18 protein-coding genes and 1 pseudogene are annotated in these 21,762 nt (G+C 72.5%); 9 read left to right on the top strand and 10 right to left on the bottom strand.

Annotation, left to right across the window (positions count from 1 at the left end):
• The 3 genes from ACWC24_RS39965 to ACWC24_RS39975 all read left to right on the top strand — a co-directional run.
• Positions 1-164 (top strand): hypothetical protein (locus ACWC24_RS39965; protein WP_450667850.1); only part of this gene is annotated, 164 nt, incomplete at its 5' end.
• A gap of 6 nt (positions 165-170) precedes the next feature.
• Positions 171-1,049, top strand: a complete 879-nt coding sequence (gnd, locus tag ACWC24_RS39970; RefSeq protein WP_450667831.1) for a phosphogluconate dehydrogenase (NAD(+)-dependent, decarboxylating) — start codon at positions 171-173, stop codon at positions 1,047-1,049.
• Between the two features lie 129 nt (positions 1,050-1,178).
• Positions 1,179-2,642: a membrane-associated oxidoreductase gene (locus ACWC24_RS39975; RefSeq protein ID WP_450667832.1), complete on the top strand. Its 1,464-nt coding sequence runs from the start codon at positions 1,179-1,181 to the stop codon at positions 2,640-2,642.
• Here ACWC24_RS39975 and ACWC24_RS39980 read toward each other — a convergent pair.
• Both ACWC24_RS39980 and ACWC24_RS39985 read right to left on the bottom strand, forming a co-directional pair.
• Positions 2,629-4,425 (bottom strand): bifunctional sugar phosphate isomerase/epimerase/4-hydroxyphenylpyruvate dioxygenase family protein, encoded by a 1,797-nt coding sequence (locus ACWC24_RS39980; RefSeq protein WP_450667833.1) that lies wholly within the window; start codon positions 4,423-4,425, stop codon positions 2,629-2,631. The two genes, ACWC24_RS39975 and ACWC24_RS39980, sit on opposite strands and share 14 nt — an antisense overlap.
• Before the next feature lie 28 nt (positions 4,426-4,453).
• Positions 4,454-5,437: a shikimate dehydrogenase gene (locus ACWC24_RS39985; protein WP_450667834.1), complete on the bottom strand. Its 984-nt coding sequence runs from the start codon at positions 5,435-5,437 to the stop codon at positions 4,454-4,456.
• Positions 5,438-5,599: 162 nt separating this feature from the next.
• Here ACWC24_RS39985 and ACWC24_RS39990 point away from each other — a divergent pair, with 162 nt between their 5' ends.
• Both ACWC24_RS39990 and ACWC24_RS39995 read left to right on the top strand, forming a co-directional pair.
• Positions 5,600-6,265, top strand: a complete 666-nt coding sequence (locus ACWC24_RS39990; RefSeq protein WP_392623323.1) for a TetR/AcrR family transcriptional regulator — start codon at positions 5,600-5,602, stop codon at positions 6,263-6,265.
• Positions 6,266-6,487: 222 nt separating this feature from the next.
• On the top strand, positions 6,488-7,864 hold the full coding sequence (locus ACWC24_RS39995) for an MFS transporter (RefSeq protein ID WP_450667835.1): 1,377 nt from the start codon (positions 6,488-6,490) through the stop codon (positions 7,862-7,864).
• A gap of 31 nt (positions 7,865-7,895) precedes the next feature.
• Here the strand turns inward: ACWC24_RS39995 and ACWC24_RS40000 are convergent, their stop codons facing one another.
• A complete protein-coding gene (locus tag ACWC24_RS40000; protein ID WP_450667836.1) occupies positions 7,896-8,333 on the bottom strand; it encodes a PPOX class F420-dependent oxidoreductase in 438 nt (145 codons plus the stop codon).
• 491 nt (positions 8,334-8,824) lie between these two features.
• Complete coding sequence (locus tag ACWC24_RS40005) at positions 8,825-11,044, bottom strand: N-acetylmuramoyl-L-alanine amidase (RefSeq protein ID WP_450667837.1); 2,220 nt, start codon at positions 11,042-11,044, stop codon at positions 8,825-8,827.
• 461 nt (positions 11,045-11,505) lie between these two features.
• Here ACWC24_RS40005 and ACWC24_RS40010 point away from each other — a divergent pair, with 461 nt between their 5' ends.
• The 3 genes from ACWC24_RS40010 (at position 11,506) to ACWC24_RS40020 (ending at position 14,891) form a co-directional block, all read left to right on the top strand.
• Positions 11,506-12,114, top strand: a complete 609-nt coding sequence (locus tag ACWC24_RS40010) for a TetR/AcrR family transcriptional regulator (protein ID WP_450667838.1) — start codon at positions 11,506-11,508, stop codon at positions 12,112-12,114.
• Positions 12,115-12,188: 74 nt separating this feature from the next.
• Positions 12,189-13,595, top strand: a complete 1,407-nt coding sequence (locus ACWC24_RS40015) for an MFS transporter (protein WP_450667851.1) — start codon at positions 12,189-12,191, stop codon at positions 13,593-13,595.
• 66 nt (positions 13,596-13,661) lie between these two features.
• Positions 13,662-14,891, top strand: coding sequence for a serine hydrolase domain-containing protein (locus tag ACWC24_RS40020; RefSeq protein ID WP_450667839.1), 1,230 nt, complete (start codon positions 13,662-13,664; stop codon positions 14,889-14,891).
• Between the two features lie 118 nt (positions 14,892-15,009).
• Here the strand turns inward: ACWC24_RS40020 and ribA are convergent, their stop codons facing one another.
• A complete protein-coding gene (gene ribA, locus ACWC24_RS40025) occupies positions 15,010-15,669 on the bottom strand; it encodes a GTP cyclohydrolase II (protein WP_384733798.1) in 660 nt (219 codons plus the stop codon).
• Positions 15,670-15,707: 38 nt separating this feature from the next.
• On the opposite strand from ribA, the gene ACWC24_RS40030 reads away from it, so the two are divergent.
• Positions 15,708-16,517, top strand: a complete 810-nt coding sequence (locus tag ACWC24_RS40030; RefSeq protein WP_450667840.1) for a creatininase family protein — start codon at positions 15,708-15,710, stop codon at positions 16,515-16,517.
• 206 nt (positions 16,518-16,723) lie between these two features.
• Here the strand turns inward: ACWC24_RS40030 and ACWC24_RS40035 are convergent.
• The 5 genes and pseudogenes from ACWC24_RS40035 to ACWC24_RS40055 form a co-directional block, all read right to left on the bottom strand.
• Positions 16,724-17,878, bottom strand: a pseudogene (locus ACWC24_RS40035) (lysylphosphatidylglycerol synthase transmembrane domain-containing protein); the annotation flags it as partial.
• Entirely contained in the window at positions 17,875-19,026 is a 1,152-nt protein-coding gene (locus ACWC24_RS40040) for a trans-aconitate methyltransferase (RefSeq protein ID WP_450667841.1), read from the bottom strand. The gene ACWC24_RS40040 and the pseudogene ACWC24_RS40035, both read right to left, overlap by 4 nt.
• Entirely contained in the window at positions 19,023-20,204 is a 1,182-nt protein-coding gene (locus ACWC24_RS40045; protein WP_450667842.1) for a glycosyltransferase family 4 protein, read from the bottom strand. The genes ACWC24_RS40040 and ACWC24_RS40045 overlap by 4 nt, the downstream gene beginning before the upstream one ends.
• Positions 20,201-20,599, bottom strand: coding sequence for a 6-pyruvoyl trahydropterin synthase family protein (locus ACWC24_RS40050; protein ID WP_152891032.1), 399 nt, complete (start codon positions 20,597-20,599; stop codon positions 20,201-20,203). Before ACWC24_RS40050 ends, ACWC24_RS40045 begins: the two co-directional genes overlap by 4 nt.
• A gap of 114 nt (positions 20,600-20,713) precedes the next feature.
• Positions 20,714-21,694 (bottom strand): zinc-dependent alcohol dehydrogenase, encoded by a 981-nt coding sequence (locus ACWC24_RS40055; RefSeq protein ID WP_450667843.1) that lies wholly within the window; start codon positions 21,692-21,694, stop codon positions 20,714-20,716.
• Positions 21,695-21,762 lie beyond the last annotated feature (68 nt).

Below are 21,762 nucleotides of genomic sequence, written 5' to 3' on the forward strand. Positions count from 1 at the left end.
AGGGCGCGGTGTGGAACATCGACTCCTTCGACCAGTGGGGCGTGGAGCTCGGCAAGGTCCTCGCCAAGCGGATCGAACCGGCCCTGACCGACGGCACCGAGGTGCCCGGCCTCGACACCTCCACCCAGGCCCTCGTCGCCGCCTACCGCACTCTCAGGAAGTGAACTGACATGCAGCTCGGACTCATCGGTCTCGGCAAGATGGGCGGCAACATGCGCGAGCGGATCCGCCGCGCGGGCCACACCGTCATCGGCTACGACCGCAACCCCGACGTCACCGACGTGAGCAGCCTGGCCGAGATGGTCGCGGGGCTCCAGGCGCCGCGCACCGTCTGGGTGATGGTCCCGGCCGGCGCCGCCACCCAGTCGGTCGTCGACGAGCTCGGCGGCCTGCTGGAGGCCGGCGACACGGTCGTCGACGGCGGCAACTCCCGCTGGACGGACGACGAGAAGCACGCCCGCGAGCTCGGCGCCAAGGGCATCGGTTTCGTCGACGCGGGCGTCTCCGGCGGTGTGTGGGGCCTGGAGAACGGCTACGCCCTGATGGTCGGCGGCGAGAAGGAGCACGTGGACCGGCTCCAGCCGATCTTCGAGGCGCTCAAGCCCGAGGGACCGTACGGCTATGTCCACGCGGGCAAGGTCGGCGCCGGCCACTTCTCCAAGATGGTCCACAACGGCATCGAGTACGCCATGATGCAGGCCTACGCCGAGGGCTGGGAGCTGCTGGAGAAGGTCGACTCCGTCACGGACGTGCGCGAGGTCTTCCGCTCCTGGCAGGACGGCACGGTCATCCGCTCCTGGCTGCTCGACCTCGCGGTGAACGCCCTCGACGAGGACGAGCACCTGGAGAAGCTGCGCGGCTACGCGGAGGACTCCGGCGAGGGCCGCTGGACCGTCGAGGCGGCCATCGACAACGCGGTGCCGCTGCCCGCGATCACGGCCTCGCTGTTCGCCCGGTTCGCCTCCCGCCAGGAGGACTCGCCGCAGATGAAGATGATCGCCGCGCTGCGCAACCAGTTCGGCGGCCACGCGGTCGAGTCGGCGAAGTAGACCCGGCCGTGGCGGCGGGACCCACCCGGCGCCGGCTGATGTCCACGGGCCCGGTCCGTTCGGTGAACGGACCGGGCCCGTACCGTAGTTGGTTGACACCCGGCATCGGGCACGTCAGAGTCGCCGCTGATGGAGACCAGTGATCTGACGGCGGCGGAACGACTGGTGTGGCAGGCGTTCGCCCGCGGCGAGCCGGTGGACTTCCGGGCCACGCCGGACGAGGACGCGGCGAACGGGGACGGCTGGGGACCGGAACGCACCCTGCGGGCCGCGGCGCTCAGGGCGCTGCTGGTCCGCGCACCGCGCGAAGAGGGGGAGATACCGTCCCTCAAGGTCTCCGGCGCCCGGATCACCGGGGCGCTGAACCTGACGTACGCGGTGATCGACCACCCGGTGCGGCTCACCCACTGCCACTTCGCCGAGGTCCCCGACCTCTACGGCACCCGGCTGCGCCTGCTCAGCCTGCGCGGCTCGGTCCTGCCCGGACTGAGCCTGGGCAGTACCCGCGTCGACGGGGTGCTGCGGCTGACGGACTGCCGACTGCACGGACCGCTGCGCCTGGGCGGCGCGCAGATCGCGGCGGCCCTGTTCCTGGAGCGGGCCGAACTCGTCGCACGGGAGGGCACGGAACCCGTGCTCCAGCTCAACCAGTCGGTGATCGGGGACGATCTGTGGGCCCCCGGACTGCTCGTCCGGGGCGGAGCCCAGCTCGACGGCGCCAAGGTCGACGGATCTGTCACCCTCGAAGGCGCCGTGTTCGACAACCCCGGCGGCACCGCCCTGAGCGCGCAGACGCTGGACGTCCACGCCGACATCCGGGCCAGACGGCTGCGCGCCCGCGGCACGGTGGACCTGCGCGGCGCCCGGATCGTCGGCCGCCTCGACCTGACCCGGGCCGACCTGGCCACCCCGGGCGGCACCGCCCTGCGGGCCAGTAGCTGTGCCATCGGGGAACTGTGGCTCCACCGGTGCGCGCCGATCGAGGGCGTCCTCCATCTGCGCCGCTCCCACATCGAGGTCCTGAGCTTTGAACCGGAATCCGTGCCCGGGGAGGTGCTGCTGAACAATCTCACCTACGGCGCCCTCACCCCGCACGAACCGGCCGAGCGCCGGCTGCCCCTGCTTGAGCGCGACGCGGACGGCTATGTCCCGTACGCCTACGAGCAGTTGACGGCCGCCTACCGTCGCGTCGGCGACGACCACGCGGCCCGGCTCGTACAACTCGCCAAGCAGCGCCGCCTGCGCGGCACCCGCGCCTTCCACGGCCGGCTGTGGGGGTACGTCCAGGACGCCACCGTGGGCTACGGCTTCCACCCGCTGCGCGCCGCCGTATGGCTGCTGTCGCTGCTGGCGGCCGGCTCCCTCGCGTACGGACTGCACCATCCGCGCCCGCTCAAGGCGTCCGAGGCACCGCACTTCAGCCCGGTGTTCTACACGCTCGACCTGCTGCTCCCGGTGATCTCCTTCGGGCAGGAGGACGCGTTCGCACCGGACGGCTGGTACCAGACGCTGTCGTACGCCCTGGTCATCGCCGGCTGGGTGCTGGCCACCACGGTGTTCGCCGGGGTGAGCCGGACCGTCAGCCGCCAGTGAGCCGCCGTGCCGCGTGCTGCGCGGCCAGGCGCACCGGGGCGTTCTGGGCGCCGTAACCGCGGTAACCGCCGTCGCGCTGGACCAGTTCGAAGAAGACGCGTCCTACGGTGTGGGTGTAGCAGTGGCGGAACACGCCGTGCTCGTCGCGGTCGTAGAGGATGCCCAGCTCGCGATAGGTGTCGAGGTCCTCGTCGGACAGGTCGTACCGGGCGGCGAGGTCCTCGTGGTAGTTCGCGGGGACGGGCAGCAGGCGGCCGCCGGCCGCGCGGAAGCTGCGGGCGGTGGCGACCAGGTCGGGGGTGGCCAGCGCGATGTGCTGGGCGCGGACCTCGTCCTGCGCGGGGGCCGGGCCGACCGCGAGGACGATACGGACGCTGCCGTCGGGGTTGGTGACGGCGCGGCTGCGGAAGAGGCCGTAGGGGTCGGCGACGTCGACGCTGTCCTGCGCCCGCAGGCCTAGGACGCTGCGGTGGAAGAGGGCCGCCTCGTCGAAGTGGTGCCAGGGCTGGGTCAGGGCGAGATGATCGACGCGGATGACCCCGGTACCCTCCGCCCTGTCGCCGGTCTCCGCGAAGTCGGCCCGCCAGTCGGGGAGTTCGGGACGGCCGGTGGCGCAGAAGAACAGTTCCGTGCCGTCGGGGGCGGCGACCGCGTCGAGCGGGGCGTCGTGCGGGGCGCGGCGGCGCGGCAGCACGGGCGCGAGCAGGGCCTCGGCGCGCCGGGCGGCACCGGCCGGGTCGGGTGACTCCAGGCCGATCGCGGCGAGCACGGTGCCGTCGCGGCGGGCGGCCGGCCCGGTGTTGACCAGGAGCCGCGCCTCGCCCTGCTGCCACAGGTCGACGGGTTTGCCGTGGTGCCGGGCGGTACGGGCGAAGCCGAGGGCGGTGAGCAGCGCCGCGACCGGTTCGGCGTCCGGGGTGAGCAGTTCGGCGAACGCGACGCCGGTGGGCACGACCGGGGCGGGCGGGGTGCTCAGGCCGACGGACTCCTGCAGGACGCGCAGGGAGCGCTGGGCGTCCACCGCCGTCGGTCCCGCGTCGGCCTGCCGGAAGACGTCGTTGAAGACCTCCAGCGAGAGCGGGCCGTCGTAGCCGGTGCGCAGTACGTGCCGGACGAGTCCGGCGACGTCGAAGCCGCCCTGGCCGGGGAAGCAGCGGTAATGACGGCTCCACTGCAGGACGTCCATGGCCAGGAGGGGGGCGTCGGCGAGCTGGAGGAAGAAGATCTTCTCGCCGGGGATGCTCTCGATGCCCTTCGGGTCGGAGCCCCGGGACAGGATGTGGAAGCTGTCCAGGCAGGTCCCCAGGGCCGGGTGCCCGGCCGCCTCGACGATGCGCCAGGCGTGGTCGTACGTGCTGACGTGCCGTCCCCAGGCGAGCGCCTCGTAGGCGACGCGGACGCCGAAGTCCTGGGCGAGGTCGGCGAGCCGGCCGAGCTGGGCGGCGGCGAGGTCGTCGTCGTCCTTCCCGTGGGGCGAGACGCTGGAGCAGACGAGGACGGTGTCGGTGCCGAGCCTGCGCATCAGCTCGAACTTGTGCCGGGCGCGGCGCAGATTGCGGGCGAACTCGTCCTCGGGCACGCCCTCGATGTCGCGCATCGGCTGGTAGAGGTCGACGGTGAGGCCGAGGTCGGCGCAGCGGGTGCGGATCTCCTCGGGGGTGAGGGGGCTGGCGAGCAGGTCGTTCTCGAAGATCTCGACGCCGTCGAAGCCGGCGCGGGCGGCGGCCGTGAGCTTCTCGGTGAGCGATCCGCTGAGGGAGACGGTGGCTATGGACGTACGCACGGCGGTACCTCTCTCGGCTCTGTGCTGTCTACTTCGGGGTCCGCGCGACACCCGCGCCGGAGCCGGCTCGCGTTCCGGCTCCCGCGCCCGCGCCCGCTCCGGCTCCGGCTCCGGCTCCGGCTCCGGCTCCGGCTCCGGCTCCGGCCAGTTCCGCGATGTCCGCGAGCATCCGCGCGCTGTCGGGTTCCCGTCCGGTGAACAGCCGGAAGGCGTCCACGGCCTGGAAGGCGGCCATCCCGGCCCCGTCGAGGGTCTGGCAGCCGAGCGCGCGGGCGGTGCGCAGCAGCTCGGTGTCCACCGGACGGTAGACCACTTCGGCCACCCAGAGACCGGGGCGCAGGAGCGCGGCGGGGAAGGGGAGACCGGGGTGGGCGGCCATGCCGGTGGGGGTGGCGTGGACGACGCCGTCGGCCCGGGCCAGCAGGTCCGGCAGCCGGTCCGGGGTGGCGGAGGCGGCCCGGCCGGGGCCGAAGTGGCGGTCGAGGGAGTCGGCGAGCGCGGCCGACCGCTCGGGCAGGGCGTCGACGACCGTGACCCGCCCGGCGCCGAGGGTGAGGGCGGCGTGCGCGACCGCGGCGCCCGCGCCCCCGGCGCCCAGCTGTACGACCCGCTCCAGCGGGACGTCGGGCAGTCCGCGCGCGAAGGACGCGGCGAAGCCGGTGACGTCGGTGTTGTGGCCGATCGCGCGGCCGTCCTCGAAGACGACGGTGTTGACCGCGCCGAGCGCCTCGGCCTGCGGGGCGAGCGCGTCGAGGTGGGGGATGACGAGCTGCTTGCACGGGTGGGTGATGTTGAGCCCGTCGAAGCCCAGGTCGCGGGCCGCCCGCAGCAGCTCGCCCACCGCCTCGGGGGGAACCCCCAGGGTGTCGATGTCGATCAGCCGGTACAGGTAGCGCAGTCCCTGCCGGTCGGCCTCCCGCTCGTGCAGGGCGGGGCTGAGCGAGGGGCCGATGCCGGCACCGATCAGTCCGACGAGATACGAGTCCTTCGAGTCCTTGGAATCCTTGGTCACGGCGGACCTCCTGAACGGCTGCGGGTCGCGAGAAGCTGACGCTAATGTACGAACTAGTACGTTATCTATATCAGCCGGAGGGGATCCCGGAAAGACCCCTGAGGCGGCCCCGGGGACTGCTTCTAGAATCACCGGCACTGGCCCTACGCCCGAAGGAACCCGATGACCAGCGTCGACGAACCGGCACGACCCAACGGGCGCATCCGTGACGCCGCCCGCACCCAGGCCGAGATCCTCGACGTCGCCACCCAGGAGTTCGCGCGGGCCGGCTACGACGGGGCCCGCGTCGACGAGATCGCCGCCCGCACCCGCACCACCAAGCGGATGATCTACTACTACTTCGGCGGCAAGGACCAGCTGTTCACGGCCGTCCTCGAGCGGGCCTACGGGGTGATCCGCGAGGCCGAGCAGAAGCTGGACGTCGAGCACCTGGACCCGGTGGCGGCCATCCGGCGGCTGGCCGAGCTCACCCTCGACCACCACGAGCAGCACCCGGACTTCATCCGCCTGGTCAGCATCGAGAACATCCACGGGGCCGAGCACATCGCGGCCTCGGAGCGGCTCGCGAAGATCGGCTCGCCCGCCCTCGACGTGATCCGCCGCATCCTGGCCTCGGGGCAGGAGTCCGGTCTGTTCACGGCCGACGTGGACGCCGTCGACCTGCACGCCATGATCAGCTCCTTCTGCTTCTTCCGGGTCGCCAACCGGCACACCTTCGGCGCCCTGTTCGGCCGCGACCTGGTCGACCCGGCCCGGCGCGAGCACTACCGGGCGATGCTCGGCGACATGGTGATCGCCTACCTGACCGCGGACCGCACGACGGACTGAGCGCCGGGCGACCGGCCGAGTCGCCCGACCGAGTTCCTTCGGCACGACCTCTTGACACCCGGGAAACACGGCAGCAACATCCGTAGCCAACCGCTACTAACTATCCAGTGGGTTAATTAACCGGGTAGCGCCCGGTGCAGCCGACCCGTCACCCCAGGGAACCGGCACTTCTCCCCCGTCGCCCACTCCACCCACGGTGGAGGCCCCCCGAAGGAGCAAGCCGTGTCCGTCCCCGTCGCGCCCAGCGACCCCAGCGCGCCCGTCGGCCAGCCGACGAAGGCGGCGGCAGCCGCCTGGATCGGCAGCGCCCTGGAGTACTACGACTTCTTCATCTACGGCAGCGCGGCCGCGCTGATCTTCCCGAAGGTCTTCTTCGACGAGTCCGACCCGGCGACCGCCACCCTCCTGTCCCTGGCCACCTTCGGTGTCGCCTACGCCGCCCGGCCGGTCGGCGCGCTCTTCCTCGGCCACTTCGGCGACCGGCTCGGCCGCAAGAAGATCATGGTCTTCACCCTGCTGCTGATGGGCCTGTCGACGTTCCTCATCGGCTGTCTGCCCACCCGCGCCCAGGTCGGCACCCTGGCCCCCGTCCTGCTGGTGCTGTGCCGGGTACTCCAGGGCATCTCGGCGGCGGGCGAGCAGGCCAGCGCCAGCTCGATGACGCTGGAACACGCGCCGCCCGGCCGGCGGGGCTTCTTCACCAGCTTCACCCTCGGCGGCACCCAGGGCGGCCAGCTGATCGCCACCCTCGTCTTCATCCCGGTCGCCGCGCTGCCCGAGGACCAGCTGCTGTCCTGGGGCTGGCGGCTGCCGTTCTGGCTGAGCGTCGCGGTCGCCGTCGTCGGCTTCGTCATCCGGCGCCGGCTCGAGGAGACGCCCGCCTTCACCCGGCAGGCCGCCGAGGAGGGCGTCGCGAAGCTACCGCTGGCGGTGCTGCTGCGCGAGCACCGGGCGGACGTGCTGCGGGTGATCGCGGGCGCGCTGATCGCCTCGGTCAGCACCATCTTCACGGTGTGGGCGCTGGCGTACGCGACCAGTGACGCGGTCGGGATGAGCCGCTCGTCCATGCTGTGGGTGGGCGCGCTCGCCAACCTCGTCGCGCTGGCCGCGATCCCGCTGTGGGCCACGCTGTCCGACCGGATCGGCCGCCGCCCGGTGTACCTCGTCGGCGCCGTCGGCAGCGCGGTGACGATGTTCCTCTACCTGTGGGCGATCTCCACGGGCTCCTACCCGCTGATCCTGCTGCTGGGCGTCCTCGCCTTCGGAGTGGTCTACAGCGCCGCGAACGGCGTGTGGCCCTCCTTCTACGGGGAGATGTTCTCCACCCGGGTCCGGCTGTCCGGCGTGGCGATCGGCACCCAGATCGGCTTCGCCGTGGCCGGGTTCGCGGTCACCTTCGCCGCGCAGATCGCCGGACCGGACGGCGCCGACTGGTCCTCGGTGGGCCTGTTCACCGCCGCCCTCTGCGTCCCGCCGGTGATCGCCGCCCTGACGGCCCGCGAGACCCACCGGGTACCGGCGGACCTCCTCGGCGTACGCCCTGCGACCCGGACGCCACAGCCGGAGAAGGCATCGGAGTCGGAGTCCGTGACGGCCTGACCGCCTCACCGGTCTGCGGCCGCGAGCGGGCCTACGCCCGGGGAATCCCGTAGGCCCGCTCGACCCGCAACCGCAGTACGAGCCGGCCGTCGCGCACCATGGCGGCCCGGTAGTCGTCCCAGTCGGGGTGCTCGCCGTTCACGTCGCGGTAAAGGCGGACCAGCTCCTCCACCGTGTCGTCATGGGGGTCCTTCGCCACGGGCGACAGCTCGGCCGTGCCCTCGGCGACCGTGTAGGCCCAGCGGTCACCGCTGGTCACGTGGTACGAAGCGCGTGGGTCCCGGCGCAGATTGCGGGTCTTGGCCCGGTCGTCGGTGAGCGAGACCCGGACGGTCCGCTCGTCGGGGTAGTAGGCGTGGTTGACGTTCGACAGCTGGGGGCGGCCGTCGCGCTTGAGGGTGACCAGCACCCCGGCGTGGCCCTCGGAGAGCAGCTTCAGAAGTACGTCCTGCGTCGCGTCCTGAGTCATGTCAGGAACAACGGAACTCTCCGGTGCGGGAATTCCCGGACCCCGGGCCGACCGGCCCCACCTCGTGTTCACCCGTCACCAGAGCACCGAAAGGTGGCCTGACCCTTGCATCGGATGCGGACCGAACACTCGCATCCCGGCAGGTCAAGGCACCTTCCTGCTAAAGGGGCGTCAGATCACCTGTCCCGCCTGCCGCGCCAAGCTCGACGGATGACGTTGGAGCCGAGAGCGAGAGCCGCGCCGACTACCGGCAGCAGGCCGAACATCCACAGGGTGCGCGCCGTCGCGGATTCATCGAAGCCGTCGGAAATGAGAAATGCGACGAGAAAGGACGGTACAAGCCAGGATCCGCTCGTACCGGCTATGCGCAGGGCGTTGGATCGACTGGACGCCGGACTGTCCGATGCATTCATTTCAGGCCCGCAGAAGAAGTGGGGCCCGGCCATTACGCGGATGACCGGGCCCGTGGGAGAAGGACCAGGGGGCTGGAGTTACTTCAGGTACACCAGTGCGTCGGTGGTGATGGCCGGGCGTCCGGTGGTGGCGACGACGACGATCTTGATGGTGTGGGCGGCACTGGCGGACCAGGTCTTGCTCCACGCCACGTCGCGGTACTTGGTGGTGCTCGACGCCAGGTCGACGGTGGCCGTCTTGACGCCGTCGACGTACACGTACGCCTGGCCGGACGTGCTGGCGCGGGATACCACCCAGGCCGCCGAGCGGCCGGTGAACGTCCAGCTGATCGAGGCGTTCTTGGTGCTGGAGGTGTAGGACTTGCCGCCCAGGTAGCTAGTGGAGGACTTGGCGGTCCAGGTGCCGGTCCGGGTGGTGGAGGTCTCCTGGAGGATGACCGGGGTGGCCGCGGTGGTCGCGGTCGCGGTGTTGCCGGCCTGGTCGTAGGCCGTCATCGACCAGGTGGTGGCGGTGCCGGAGTTCGAGGTCAGTGCGGCGGTGTAGGTGGTGGGGCCGTAGGTGTGCGCGGACGGTCCCGTCAGGCGCACCTCCTTCAGCGCTGCGGCATCGGTGGCCTTCCAGCCCAGAGCGACGGGAACGGCGGTGGTGTTGACCGTGCCGGTGGTCAGCGTCACCGAGGGCTTGGCGGTGAAGGCGGGTGCGGTGGTGTCGGCGACGACGGTGGCGTCGGGGGTCACCGCGGTACGGCCCCAGATGTGCACCGCTCGCACGGCGACGGTGTGAGTGCCCGCGGCCAGGGTCAGCGAGGCGGAAGTGGCGGTGGGTCCGGGGGTGGCCGCGACCTTGCCGTCGACGATCACCTCGTAACGCTTGACGAGCGACGTCGGCGAGGTGATGGCCCAGTTCACCGTGAGCGGGCCCTTGGTGTAGGAGGTCGTGCCGGAGACCGCGGCCTGGCCGAACGCCTTGAGGGCGAGTCCGGTGACAGGGCCGCCGGCGAGGGTGCGGATGCCGGGCAGCGAGGCGTAGAGCTTGCTGCCGGGGCACTCGGTGGCGTAGCCGTCGCGGTGGCCGGAGATCCGGTAGAAGCCGGCCGTCTGCCCGAGCTTGAACTTGCCGTTGTCCATGCCTGCCGTCAGATCCACCTTGCCGGCGGGGTCGTGGCCGTACTGGCCGAGCTTCCACGCGGCCAGGCGTGCCACGGCAGTCTTGGCGGCGGCGGACGCGTCGATGGACGAGTACTCACCCAGGACCGCGATACCGGCGGTGTTGGTGTTGAAGCCCGGATTGTGGGCGCCGATCACCGGCCGGTCCACGCCTCCCTTGCGGCCCTCGAAGATGGTGCCGCACTTGTCGACGAGGAAGTTGTACGCGATGTCCTTCCAGCCGTTGGACTTGATGTGGTACGTGCGGATGGCGCGGACCAGCGCGGCGGAGTCGGCACAGGTGTAGGTGTTGGCGTCCACGGTGTGGTGGACGAAGACCGCCTTGATCTCGGTGCCGTACTCGGGCGCCTCGTTGTTCATCGACTCGTCGGCGCCCCACTGGGCGCGGGTGACGATCGGTGGCTGGGGCGCGTTCGACGCCGGCGCGGGCGGCAGGGTGGAGGTGGGCGAACTGCTCACCGTCGGGGACGGGGAGGCGCTGACCGAGGGTGGCGCCGAGTCGCCGGGGGACGGCGCGTCGGGGGACGGGGTCGGCTCGTCCACCGGAGCGTCCGTGCCCGTGGCGGTGTCCGTCGGCTCGCTCGTCGCGTCGCCGGGTGTTTCCGTGGGCGCGTCGGTCGCGTACGCGACCGGATCGGTGCCGACCGCGGCTTCGCCCGCACCCGGGTCGACCATCTCCAGTCGCATCCCGGCCGGGAGCGGTGAGCCCTGCCCGTCCACGCGGGCCTGCACACCGTCGGACGGCCCGACCCACGCAGGTTCGGTCGCGCCGCGTCGGCTCTCCTCCGCCGGGGCGCCGTGCCCGCCGGTGTCCAGAGTGATCCACGATCCCCATGCGCCGGTACGGGCGCTGCGGGCCCGCACCTGCACACTGCCCGGCAGTTCGGCGGTCGGCTCGGTCCAGGACAGGCCGACAAGACTGAACGCGTCGGTGTCCTGCCGGGGGATCTCGGCCCGGTCGCCCTCGGCCGTCACTGCCGCGGTGTGCACCGCCGTGTGCACGGGCCCGGTCACCCGCGCAGCGCCCTTGTCGTCCCGCTCGCCATCGGTTCCGTGCATTCCCTGGAACACGACGACACCGGTGACCGCCGCCACTACCACGGCCGCCGTCCCCCACACGCGTCTCTTCATGCTTTTTGACGCCCCCTTTACGAATTACGGCATCGCGCACCGGGAGCATTCCTCAACCGATACGTGCCGGAGCAATGGAAGCACGACAACAGGAGAAACATGCAACCGGCGGCAGCGAACTCCGAGCCGTTATGCGCACTATCGCCACGCCACGCGACGAACATCAGGAAAATCGAGTCCGCTCCGTGATTGTCTCGCTCCTGGCCCTCGAACTACGGGAGTCCTCGACGGCAAAGTGCGGGAAATTCATCGCAGTTACATTTGCTGCACGGCCCGGCCTCGCGCAAGCCCACCCAAGGTGGATTTCCAGACAGGGTGACCGAAAGCAGAACTCGCCCCGGAAGAATGGCAGTTCGGCGAACCGGGTGATCAAGTACGAGAAGCCGTACGGCGCCCAGAGCCCCGTTCGCAGCACGACACGACGAGACGGAAGAACGGGCTCGCTGTGGTAGACAGTGTCTATGCCTACGACGGAACCCACTGCGGGACTGCGTGAGCGCCTGGTCGACGTCGGCGTCGAGCTCGTCGCCAGGGAAGGCACCCAGGCGCTCACCCTGCGCGAGATCGCCCGCCGGGCCGGTGTCTCGCACGGCGCCCCGCGCCGCCACTTCCCCACCCATCTGGAGCTGCTGTCGGCCATCGCGCGCCGCGGCTTCGCCGAGCTCGCGGACAGGACGACGGCGGCCCTCGGGGAGGTCGACGCAGCCGGGGAGGAGCCGGTCGCCGCCGCGCGGGCGCAGCTGACGGAGCTCGGCCGGGTCTACCTGGACTTCGCCCTCGGCAACCAGGGCATGTACGAGCTGATGTTCCGTCACGACCTGCTGGAGAGCGGACATCTGGGGCTGCGGGACACCAGCCTGCCGCTCTTCGGCGTCCTGGTGGATCTGGTCGGCCGGGTCCGGCCGGACGCGCACGCACCGACGGTCGGGGGCGCTCTGTGGGCGAACCTGCACGGCGTCGCCCAGCTCTGGAGCTGGGGCAGCCTCCAACTCGCCACCGGTTCCGCTGACTTCATGCCGGTGTTGCGGACCGCGCTCGACGCGCACCTCGGACCGGAGGCCCCCGCGTGAAACCCGTCCGCCCCCTGGACTCCCCTCACCCGGGCTCCCCTGCCGTCCTCCCGCCGACTCCCGCCGGTCGCCGCATCGCCTTCGCCGGCAGTGTGGCGGGCGCCGCGACCGTCGCCCTGGACGGCACCGTCCTCACCGTCGCACAGCCCACGCTGCAGAGGCAGTTGGACGCCTCCTTCGCGCAGGTCCAGTGGACCGGCACCGGTTATCTCATCACCGTCGCCGGTCTGCTGGTGTTCGCCGGGCGGCTCGGCGACCGCTACGGGCACCGGCGTGCCTTCGGCGTCGGGATGCTCGGGTTCGGGGCCGTGTCGGCGGCCATCGGCCTGGCGCCCGGCATCGGCTGGGTGATCGGACTGCGGGTCGCCCAGGGGGTGTTCGGCGCGCTGCTGCAACCGGCCACCCTGGGGATGCTGCGGGCCGCGTTCCCGCCGGACCGGCTCCGGCTGCCCATCGCCGTACGCACGGCCGCGATCGCGCTGGCGGCCGTCGCGGGACCGGTCGTCGGCGGGGCACTGGTGACCGCCGTGGGCTGGCGGGCGGTGTTCTTCGTGAACGTCCCGCCCGCGCTGCTGTTCGGCACGCTCGCGCTCATCGTCCACGACCGGCCGCGACCCGCGTCCGCTCCTCCGCCCGCACCGGCCTCACCGACCGCGCCCTGCGGCCCGGTCACGCCGAGGCGCCTGGATCTGCCCGGCGCCCTGCTGCTCGCGGTCTGCCTCGCCTGTCTGGTCCACTCCCTCGTCGCACTGCCGGAGTCCGGCTGGACGGCGGCCGCCGGTCTGGGCCTGGCCGTGTCCGCCGTCGCCGCGACCGCCTTCGTCCGCCATGAGCGCAGGGCCTCGGACCCCCTGGTCCCACCGGACGTCGTCGGTACGCCCGCCGTCGCGGCGGCCCTCGGCATGCTGGTGGCCGCGTCGGCCGCGCTGCACGGCACGCTGTTCGCCTGCGTCTACCGCCTCCAGTACGACCTCGGCCTCGACCCGTTCCACAGCGCCCTGGTCAGCCTGCCGCTGGCCGCGCTGATGGTGGCCGCCGCGCCCGCCTGTGCCGTACTGCTGCGCCGCTGCGGCACCAGACGTACGACCATGGCGGCGGCGGTCGTCCTCGCGTCGGGGATCCTGCTGCTGTGGCGGGCCACCGGCGCGCCCGCGCTGTGCGCCGGGTTCGCGCTGCTGGGCGCCGGGTTCGGCACGCTGATGGTGGCGGGCACCCATGTCGTCGTACGGCAGGCGCCGGTCGAGTCGGCCGGGGTGGCGGGCGGGCTCCAGCAGACCGCGATGAACGTCGGCCCGGTGCTCGGCACGGCCGTGGCCACCACGTGCATGGCGCTCGGCGGGAGCCGCGCGCCGCTGCCCGTCCTCGCGGTCGTGGCCGTGGCGGGGGCGGTGGTGTGCCGGGCCCTGCCCGTGGCTTCCGTCACGACACCGGCCGAACATCGCACCGACGGGTCCGGTTCACGTATACCTGCGCGACCATGAGGAACGACGTGGTCGAGGCCGGGTATGCCCGACAGCACCTCGTACGCGCGCGACCGGAGGAGAACGATGGCACAGCTGCGACAAGAGGTCGACCCGGATGAGGTCGGACTGGATCCCGAGGCACTGGACCGGCTCGACCGGCACTTCGTCCAGGAGGTCGAGGAGGGACGGCTGCCGGGCTACCTCGTGGCGATCTCCCGCGGCGGCCGCGTCGCCCACCTCACCACGTACGGTCACCGCGACATCGCCGCCGGTCTGCCCGTCGAGTCCGACACGCTGTACCGGATCTACTCGATGACCAAGCCGGTCACCACCGTCGCCGCGCTGCTGCTGATGGAGGAGGGCCGGCTGTCGCTCGACGACCCGGTCGCCCGTCATCTGCCCGCCTTCGCCGACCCGCAGGTGTACGTCGACGGATCCGGCGACACGATGCGCACCCGGCCCGCCGACGGACCGATCCTGATCCGCCATCTGCTCACCCACACCGCGGGGCTGACCTTCGCCTTCTACCACTCGCACCCGGTGGACGCCCTCTACCGGGCGGCCGGTCTGGAGTCGTCGGTGCCGGCGGGCGCGGACCTGGCGGAGACCATCGACGTGTACGCGAGCCTGCCGTTGCAGTTCGAGCCGGGCACCGAGTGGAACTACTCGGTCGCCACCAACGTGCTGGGCCGGGTGATCGAGGTGGTGTCGGGACAGCCCCTCGACGTCTTCCTCGCCGAACGGGTCTTCGGCCCGCTCGGGATGACGGACGCCGGGTTCTGTGTCCCCGCGGACCAGGCGGACCGGCTGGCGGAGCTCTACGGCGAGACCGACGACGGCGGTATCGAGCCGATCGCCGGGCTGCCGCTGCGCGGACGGCCGCGGTTCCTGTCCGGCAGCGGGGGCATGGTGGCGAGCGCGTACGACGTGCACCGGTTCACCGAACTGCTGCGCCGCCGCGGGGAACTCGACGGCGTCCGGCTGCTCTCCGCCGACACCGTGGACCTCATGACGAGCAATCAGCTTCCCGGCGGGGTCGACATGCGGACCTTCGGCAGCCGCCCGGCCCACGACGAGCCGGGCAACGAGGGCGTCGGCTTCGGCCTCGGCGTCTCCGTGGTCGTCGACCCGGCCCGGACCAAGGCCTCGACCGGCCTCGGCATGTACGGCTGGAGCGGGGTGGCCACGACGACGTTCTGGGTCGACCCGAGCCGCGATCTGGGCGTGCAGTTCCTGACCCAGGTGCGCCCGCGGTCCTCGCACGCGCTCTACCAGGACCTGAAGCGGCTGGTGCACGAGGCCGCCGCGCACTGACGACGCGGCTCCGCTCGGCGGGCGGCCCCGGCATGGGATGAGCCGGGGCCGTTGCTGGCACTGGCGCTGGCGCTCGCTGTCGCTGTCGCTGTCGCCTCGGGACACCGCATGAAGCGGGTCAGGACCAGTGCGCCACCGCGTCGAGGTGCGGCAGAACGTGGTCCAGACGCTCCCGCTTGGTCCTGAGATAGGTGATGTTGTTCTCGCACGGCGGGATCAGCAGCGGCACCGTCTCGGCGACCTGGATGCCGTGCCGCACCAGGTCCTCGCGCTTGCGCGGGTTGTTGGACATCAGACGGACGGAACGCACCCCGAGGTCGTTCAGGATCCCGGCGGCCACCCCGTAGTCACGGGCGTCCACCGGCAGGCCCAGCGCGAGGTTCGCCTCGACCGTGTCCAGCCCCTCCGCCTGCAGGGCCATCGCGCGCAGCTTGCCGAGCAGGCCGATGCCACGGCCCTCGTGGCCCCTCAAGTAGACGACTATGCCGCTGCCTTCGGCGACCACGGCGCGCAGCGCGGCGGCGAGCTGGTCGCCGCACTCGCAGTGCTGGGAGCCGAACGCGTCGCCCGTCAGGCACTCCGAGTGCAGCCGGGTGAGCACGCCCTCGGCACCGATGTCGCCGTAGACCAGGGCCACTTGCTCGTCGCCGCGGTCGTGGTCCATGTAACCGATCGCCTGGAATTTCCCGTACACAGTGGGCAGCGGAGCATTCACAACGCGTTCCACGCCCGTGCGCTGCGCGGACTTCTTGCCGAGTACGCCGATGTTGTCTGTCATGATCTGATTCCTAAGCAGAGACGAAAGGCCGTGAAGAAATGAGTGGTTCGGGCGCGCGTGCGGCGGCATACGGCTTGGTGCCGACGGACACTACGGAAGACGTACGGACGCGGGGGGCGGGCGGCTCAACACAGGTCGCCGTCCTTCCCGTCGGCAGCTTCGAGCAGCACGGTGCGTACCTGCCGCTGGCGACCGACACCCTGATCGCCTGTGCCGTGGCCCGGGACATCGCCGAGGCGTACCCGGTGCACCTCCTTCCGCCGGTGACGATCTCCTGTTCGCACGAGCACGCCGCCTGGCCGGGGACCGTCAGCATCTCCGCGGCCACCCTGCACGCGGTGGTGCGGGACATCGCCGAGTCGCTGCGCCGGTCGGGCGTCGAGGTCCTGGTGGTGGTCAACGGCCACGGCGGCAACTACGTGCTGGGCAACGTCGTCCAGGAGGCCTCCGCGCGCGGTGAGCGGATGGCGCTGTTCCCGGCCGCGGAGGACTGGGAGGCGGCCCGGGAGCGGGCCGGGGTGGAGACCTCGCTGCTGACCGACATGCACGCGGGAGAAATCGAGACCTCCGTCCTGCTGCACGCTCATCCCGAATTGATCCGTCCTGGTTACGAGTCCGCCGATTTCGTCGCGGACGACCGTCGTCATCTCCTCACCACGGGAATGTCCGCCTATACCGATTCCGGTGTCATCGGGCGTCCGTCCCTCGGTTCCGCCGAAAAGGGAAAGGCGTTGCTGGCCGCCCTCACCGATTCCTTCGGCGCGTATTTCTCACTGCTCACCGGACGCGGTGCCACCGATTCCGGCGAGGGCTCGGGGGCCGACTCGGGGGCGACCGACGGGCGATAGTGCTCGTCGGGTGCGCGGTCGGCGGCCGGGTCCGGTACGACGATCCCGGCCGGCCCGTCCGGTACGACGGTGCCGGCGGTCGCGTCCACCGCGGCCGTCCCGCCCGCCCGCACTCCCTGGTACCAGCGCACGACCAGTACCAGCGCGCCCGGCAGGGCGGCGACGAAGCTGAGCACCCCGTACACGACGGCGACGGCCAGCCCGTTGCTCGCGCCGAGCCCGGCGGCGCCGAACGCCCAGACGGTGACGCCCTCGCGGGGGCCGAAGCCGCCGACGTTCAGCGGCAGGCCCATGGCGACCAGGGCGAGCACGGCCAGCGGCAGCAGCACCAGGACGGACGCGCCGGACCCGGTCACCCGGGCGGCCAGCACGAACATCGTCAGGTGGCCCGCCAGCACGACCGCCGAGGACAGCGCGACACCCGGCCCGTTGCGCCGGGACAGCAGTCCCTCCCGGGCCTCGGCGAGCGTCGCGCGCAGCGCCCGCCCGCGACGCGACTGCGCGGGGGAACGGTTCATCCGCAGGGCGGCGAAGACGGCCAGCGCGCCCAGCAGGCCGAGGCCGACGAGCGGCGCGAGGTGCCGGGCCTCGTCCATGACCGGGGAAGGCAGCGCCAGCAGGACCGTCACGCCTGCCACGGTGAGCGCGATCTGCCCGGCGACCCGTTCCAGCACCACCGCCCGCACCCCGCGCCCGATGTCACCGGCGCTGCGTCCGTGGTGGACGGCCCGGTGGACGTCGCCGAGGACGCCGCCGGGCAGGGCCGCGTTCAGGAACAGCGCGCGGTAGTAGTCGGCGATCGCCGGGCCGAGCGGCAGGTGGATCCGCAGGCCGCGGGCGACCAGTGCCCAGCGCCACGCGCTGAACACCGTGGTGACCGCGCCGATGGCGACCGACACCAGGAGGGTGACCGCGTCGATCCGCCGCAGTCCGTCCAGGAAGACACCGGTGCCCAGCCGCCACAGCAGGACGGCCAGGATGGCGACTCCGACGACGGTGCCCAGATGGGTGCGCACCGCCCGGGAGTCGAACCGGGCGAGGACGGCCCGGGAACGCTTCACGGAGACGGCTGACACGGAGACGGCGGACGCGGTGGCGTCCGCCGCGGCGGCGCGCTCGGCCCGTACGGGGTCGGCGGACACGGACCGCTCGCCGGCCACGGCCGCTTCGGCGCGTACGGGCTGCTCGCCGCGTACGCCCGAGTCGGCCCGGTCGGCAGCGTCGTCGCCCTCGGAACCGATCGCACCGGTGCAGGCCCGGGCCCCGGCCGCGGCGGCACGGGCCGCCGGACGGCCCGTGCCGGTCCGCGGCACCGGTCGTGCCACCGCGGGCACGACCGCGCCCGCCGCCTCCGCGGTCATGACGCCGCTCCGCCCGTCGGCCGGGCCAGCGCCAGCAGGTCGCTGTGGTGGACGACGACGGTCAGCTCGCCGGCCGCGCAGGCGGCGAGCCGGTCCGCGAGGTAGGCCTCGGCGCGTTCGGCGAGTTCGGGGCGTTCCTCGACGGCGGCACCGACCCAGCCGCGCAGCCACTGGGCGGTCAGCGCGCGCTCGTCGGGTCCGAGTCGCCAGGCGCTCGGGTGCAGCTTCACCGTCGCGCCGTGCTCGGCGAAGGCCTCGCAGGCGGCCGTGACGGCGTCCGGACCCAGCAGCCCGTCACGTCGCTGGTGGGCGTTGAAGGCCGAGGTGATCTCCGCGTCCAGCGGGTCGGCGGGGGTGAGTTCGACGCGCCCGGCCACGGACAGCGTCAGCAGTGCCGGGCACCCGGCGCCCGCGCAGGCCGCGGCCAGGGTGTCGACCTCCTCGCGGGTGAGGACGTCCAGCAGTGCCGAGGCCGTCACCAGCGAGGCGCCGACCAGGGCGTCCGGGGTCAGCCGGGCGACATCGCCGCGCCGCGTCTCGACGGTGACCCGGCTGCCGTCGGCGGCCGACCGCGGGGAGGCCACGGCGGCGAAGTGCAGCAGGTAGGGGTCGCGGTCGTGCAGGATCCAGTGCTGGGCGCCGTCGAGGCGGGGGGCGAGCCAGCGGCCCATCGAGCCGGTGCCGCAGCCCAGGTCGTGGATGACGGACCCGGCCCGGCCGGGCAGGTTGGCGAGCCGTACGCGCAGCGGGTCCAGCAGGTCCAGCGACCGCGCCGCGGCGTCGGCGCCCTCGCGCAGCTCCAGCCACTCGGGGGCGTAGCGCGGCGGTTCGTCGGGGCCGCTCTCCCGCAGCCGCAGGGTGGCCCGCTCCTCGGACCGGCCGACCGGCCCGGCACCCGCGATCACCGCGTCCGTCCCGATCGCCACGTCGGCCCCGATCGCCACGTCGGTCTCGATCACCGCGTCCGTCGCGGCCACCGCGTCCGCCTCGACCGTCACGTCCGCCTCGACCGTCACGTCCGTCGCGTCCACCACAGCTCCCGTACCGATCGCTTCCACCGTGTCCGCCGCCTCCCGTGGTCCGGGCTGGGGCGGGATGACCCGCACGCGCCGCGCCAGGTCCGCCGGTGTGACCGTCGTCTTCCTCATGCCGCCCTCCGGGGTTCGCTCGGGAGCCGGCCCAGTACGCCGGCGAGGGTCTTGGCGGTCGCCGCCCAGCCGCCGAGGGAGGCCCGCCGGCCCCGGGCCGCGGCCTTGAGGCGGCGTCGTACGTCCGCCTCGCCGAACCAGCCGCGCAGTTCGGCGGCGAGCGCGGCGGGGTCCTCCGGCGGGACGAGGATGCCGGGGACACCGCCGTCGGGGGCGCGGCCCACGGCCTCCGGGAGGCCGCCGACATCGGTCGCCAGCACCGGGATGCCGCGCGCGAGGGCCTCCGTGACCGCCATGCCGTACGTCTCGGCGTAGGAGGTGAGGACCATCAGGTCGGCGGCCGCGTAGCTGGCGTCGAGTTCGGCTCCGGCCTGCGGTCCGGCGAGGTGGAGCCGGTCCTCCAGGCCGTGCTCGCGGATCAGGTTGCGCAGATGGGCGACGTACTCGGGGTCCTGGCCGAGCCCGCCGACGCACACGCAGCTCCACGGCAGGTCGGCCGCCGCGGCCAGCGCCTCGACCAGCCGGTGCTGCCCCTTGCGCGGGGTGACCGCGGCGACGCACAGCAGCCGGGAGACGCCGTCGGTGCCGGAGGCGAGGGGGGCGATGTCGGCGCCGGGAGCGGCGACATGGACCCGGTCGGGGGCGAGGCCGTGGTGCGAGACGAGGCGACGGACCGCCCAGTCGCTGGTGGCGATGACCGCGGACACCGCCCGCAGCACCGTGCGCTCGCGGGCGTCCAGGTCGGCGGCCACCTCGGCGGCGAGGCCGGTCTCGTCACCGAGCGGGAGGTGTACGAGGACGGCGAGCCGCAGGCGTTCGGCCTCCGGGACGATGATCTCGGGGACACCGCAGGCGACGATCCCGTCCAGCAGGACCACCGCTCCGTCGGGCAGCTGGCTGAGCGTGCGGGCCAGTTCGGTACGGGCGGCGGCGCCGGGACGGGGCCAGCTGCCGGGCACCGCGTGCTGATGGACCTGCCAGCCGAAACCCGGCAGGTCCAGGCTGACCCGCCGGTCGTAGGCGTTGCCGCCGCTGGGCGCGGCCGGGTCGTCGACACCGCCCGGCAGCACGAAGTGCACGGAGCGCAGGGACATGGGGATGATCTCGCCGTTCTTCCGGGCCGCGGTCTGTGCGGGCACGTAGGCGAGGGGCGTGTGCCCGACGGTCGTGTCGGTCACAGGGCACGCTCGTAACTCGCCCACGCGACGTGCGACTCGTGCAGGGTGACGGAGATGCCCGTCAGGCCCCGGGCGCCCTCGCCGAGCGCGCCCAGGTGGACCCGCTCGGCCAGGCGGTCGGCGACGACCTTGGCCAGGAACTCCGTCGAGGTGTTGATCCCCGCGAAGTCCGGCTCGTTGTCGAGGTTTCTGAAGTTCAGCTCGCTGGTGATGGCACCGAGTTCCTGGGTGGCCAGGCCGATGTCGACGACGATGTTGTCGTCGTCCAGCTCCTCGCGCCGGAAGGTGGCGTCCACCAGGAACGTAGCTCCGTGCAGGCGCTGCGCGGGTCCGAAGACCTCACCGCGGAAGCTGTGGGCGATCATGATGTGATCGCGGACGGTGACACTGAACAACGGACGACCCTCCAGGTGCGGCGCGTCTGGTCCCCGGCCGAAGCGCGCCGGGGATGCCGTGTAGTACGGCTCTTCGCTTCCCCGTGTTCAGCCCTCTCTCACTCTTTTCTCAGGTCAGGCGCTTTTGTCGTACCGGACGCGGTGGCAGAGCGCCGGAATCTCCCCGGAGGCGAGCCTCGGCATCACCTCCGGGAGGTCCTCGAAGGCGGACTCGCCGGTGACCAGCGCGTCCAGCGCCGGGTCGGCGAGGAGATCCAGGGCGAGGGCGAGCCGGTCGGCGTAACTGCGGTTCGCGCGGGCCGGGGAGACGGTGCCCACCTGACTGCCGCGGACGGTGAGCCGACGGGAGTGGAACGCCTCGCCGAGCGGCAGGGCGACCTTGCGGTCCCCGTACCAGCTCAGCTCGATGACCGTGCCCTCGGCGCGGAGCAGTTCCAGGGACCGGGCGAGGCCCTGCTCGGTGGCGCTGGCGTGCACGACGAGGTCGCACTCGCCGAGGGCGTGTTCGGGGCCGGCGAAGCCGACGCCGAGCGCCTCGGCCACCGCGGCGCGCGCCGGGTCGGCGTCGACGAGTTGCACGCGCACGCCCGGGAAGCGGGCGAGCAGGGCGGCCACCGAGCAGCCGACCATGCCGCCGCCGACCACGGCGATCCGGTCGCCGACCAGGGGGGCCGCGTCCCAGAGCGCGTTCACCGCCGTCTCCACGGTGCCGGCGAGCACGGCCCGCTCGGCGGGCACGCCGTCCGGCACCACGGTCACGGCGCTCACCGGGACGACGTAACGCGTCTGGTGCGGGTAGAGGCAGAAGACCGTACGGCCGACCAGCTCATCGGGTCCCTCCTCCACCACGCCGACGTTGAGGTAGCCGTACTTGACCGGCCCGGGGAAGTCGCCCTCCTGGAACGGCGCCCTCATGACGGCGTGCTGACTGGCCGGGACCCCGCCGCGGAAGACCAGCGTCTCCGTGCCGCGGCTGATCCCGGACCACAGCGACCGCACCACCACCTCGTCCTCGGCGGGCTCCGCGAGGGTGAGTTCACGGACCTCGCCGTGACCCGGTGAGCGGAGCCAGAAGGCGCGGGCGGAACGGTTCATCGGCATCCTCCTGAACGATCGACACGTTGTTCACGTACCGAGATGTGCACAGGCCGCGCACAGTACGC

It is taken from the genome of Streptomyces sp. NPDC001443 (assembly GCF_053597355.1).

Excerpts from the sequence above, each read along its gene's own strand:
- ACWC24_RS40030 (WP_450667840.1), top strand. The coding sequence starts at position 15,708 with ATGAGTGGTTCGGGCGCGCGTGCGGCGGCATACGGCTTGGTGCCGACG.
- ACWC24_RS40000 (WP_450667836.1), bottom strand. The coding sequence starts at position 8,333 with ATGACTCAGGACGCGACGCAGGACGTACTTCTGAAGCTGCTCTCCGAG.
- ACWC24_RS40020 (WP_450667839.1), top strand. The coding sequence starts at position 13,662 with ATGGCACAGCTGCGACAAGAGGTCGACCCGGATGAGGTCGGACTGGAT.
- gnd (WP_450667831.1), top strand. The coding sequence starts at position 171 with ATGCAGCTCGGACTCATCGGTCTCGGCAAGATGGGCGGCAACATGCGC.
- ribA (WP_384733798.1), bottom strand. The coding sequence starts at position 15,669 with ATGACAGACAACATCGGCGTACTCGGCAAGAAGTCCGCGCAGCGCACG.
- ACWC24_RS40005 (WP_450667837.1), bottom strand. The coding sequence starts at position 11,044 with ATGAAGAGACGCGTGTGGGGGACGGCGGCCGTGGTAGTGGCGGCGGTC.
- ACWC24_RS40040 (WP_450667841.1), bottom strand. The coding sequence starts at position 19,026 with ATGAGGAAGACGACGGTCACACCGGCGGACCTGGCGCGGCGCGTGCGG.
- ACWC24_RS39975 (WP_450667832.1), top strand. The coding sequence starts at position 1,179 with ATGGAGACCAGTGATCTGACGGCGGCGGAACGACTGGTGTGGCAGGCG.
- ACWC24_RS40010 (WP_450667838.1), top strand. The coding sequence starts at position 11,506 with ATGCCTACGACGGAACCCACTGCGGGACTGCGTGAGCGCCTGGTCGAC.
- ACWC24_RS39990 (WP_392623323.1), top strand. The coding sequence starts at position 5,600 with ATGACCAGCGTCGACGAACCGGCACGACCCAACGGGCGCATCCGTGAC.
- ACWC24_RS40055 (WP_450667843.1), bottom strand. The coding sequence starts at position 21,694 with ATGAACCGTTCCGCCCGCGCCTTCTGGCTCCGCTCACCGGGTCACGGC.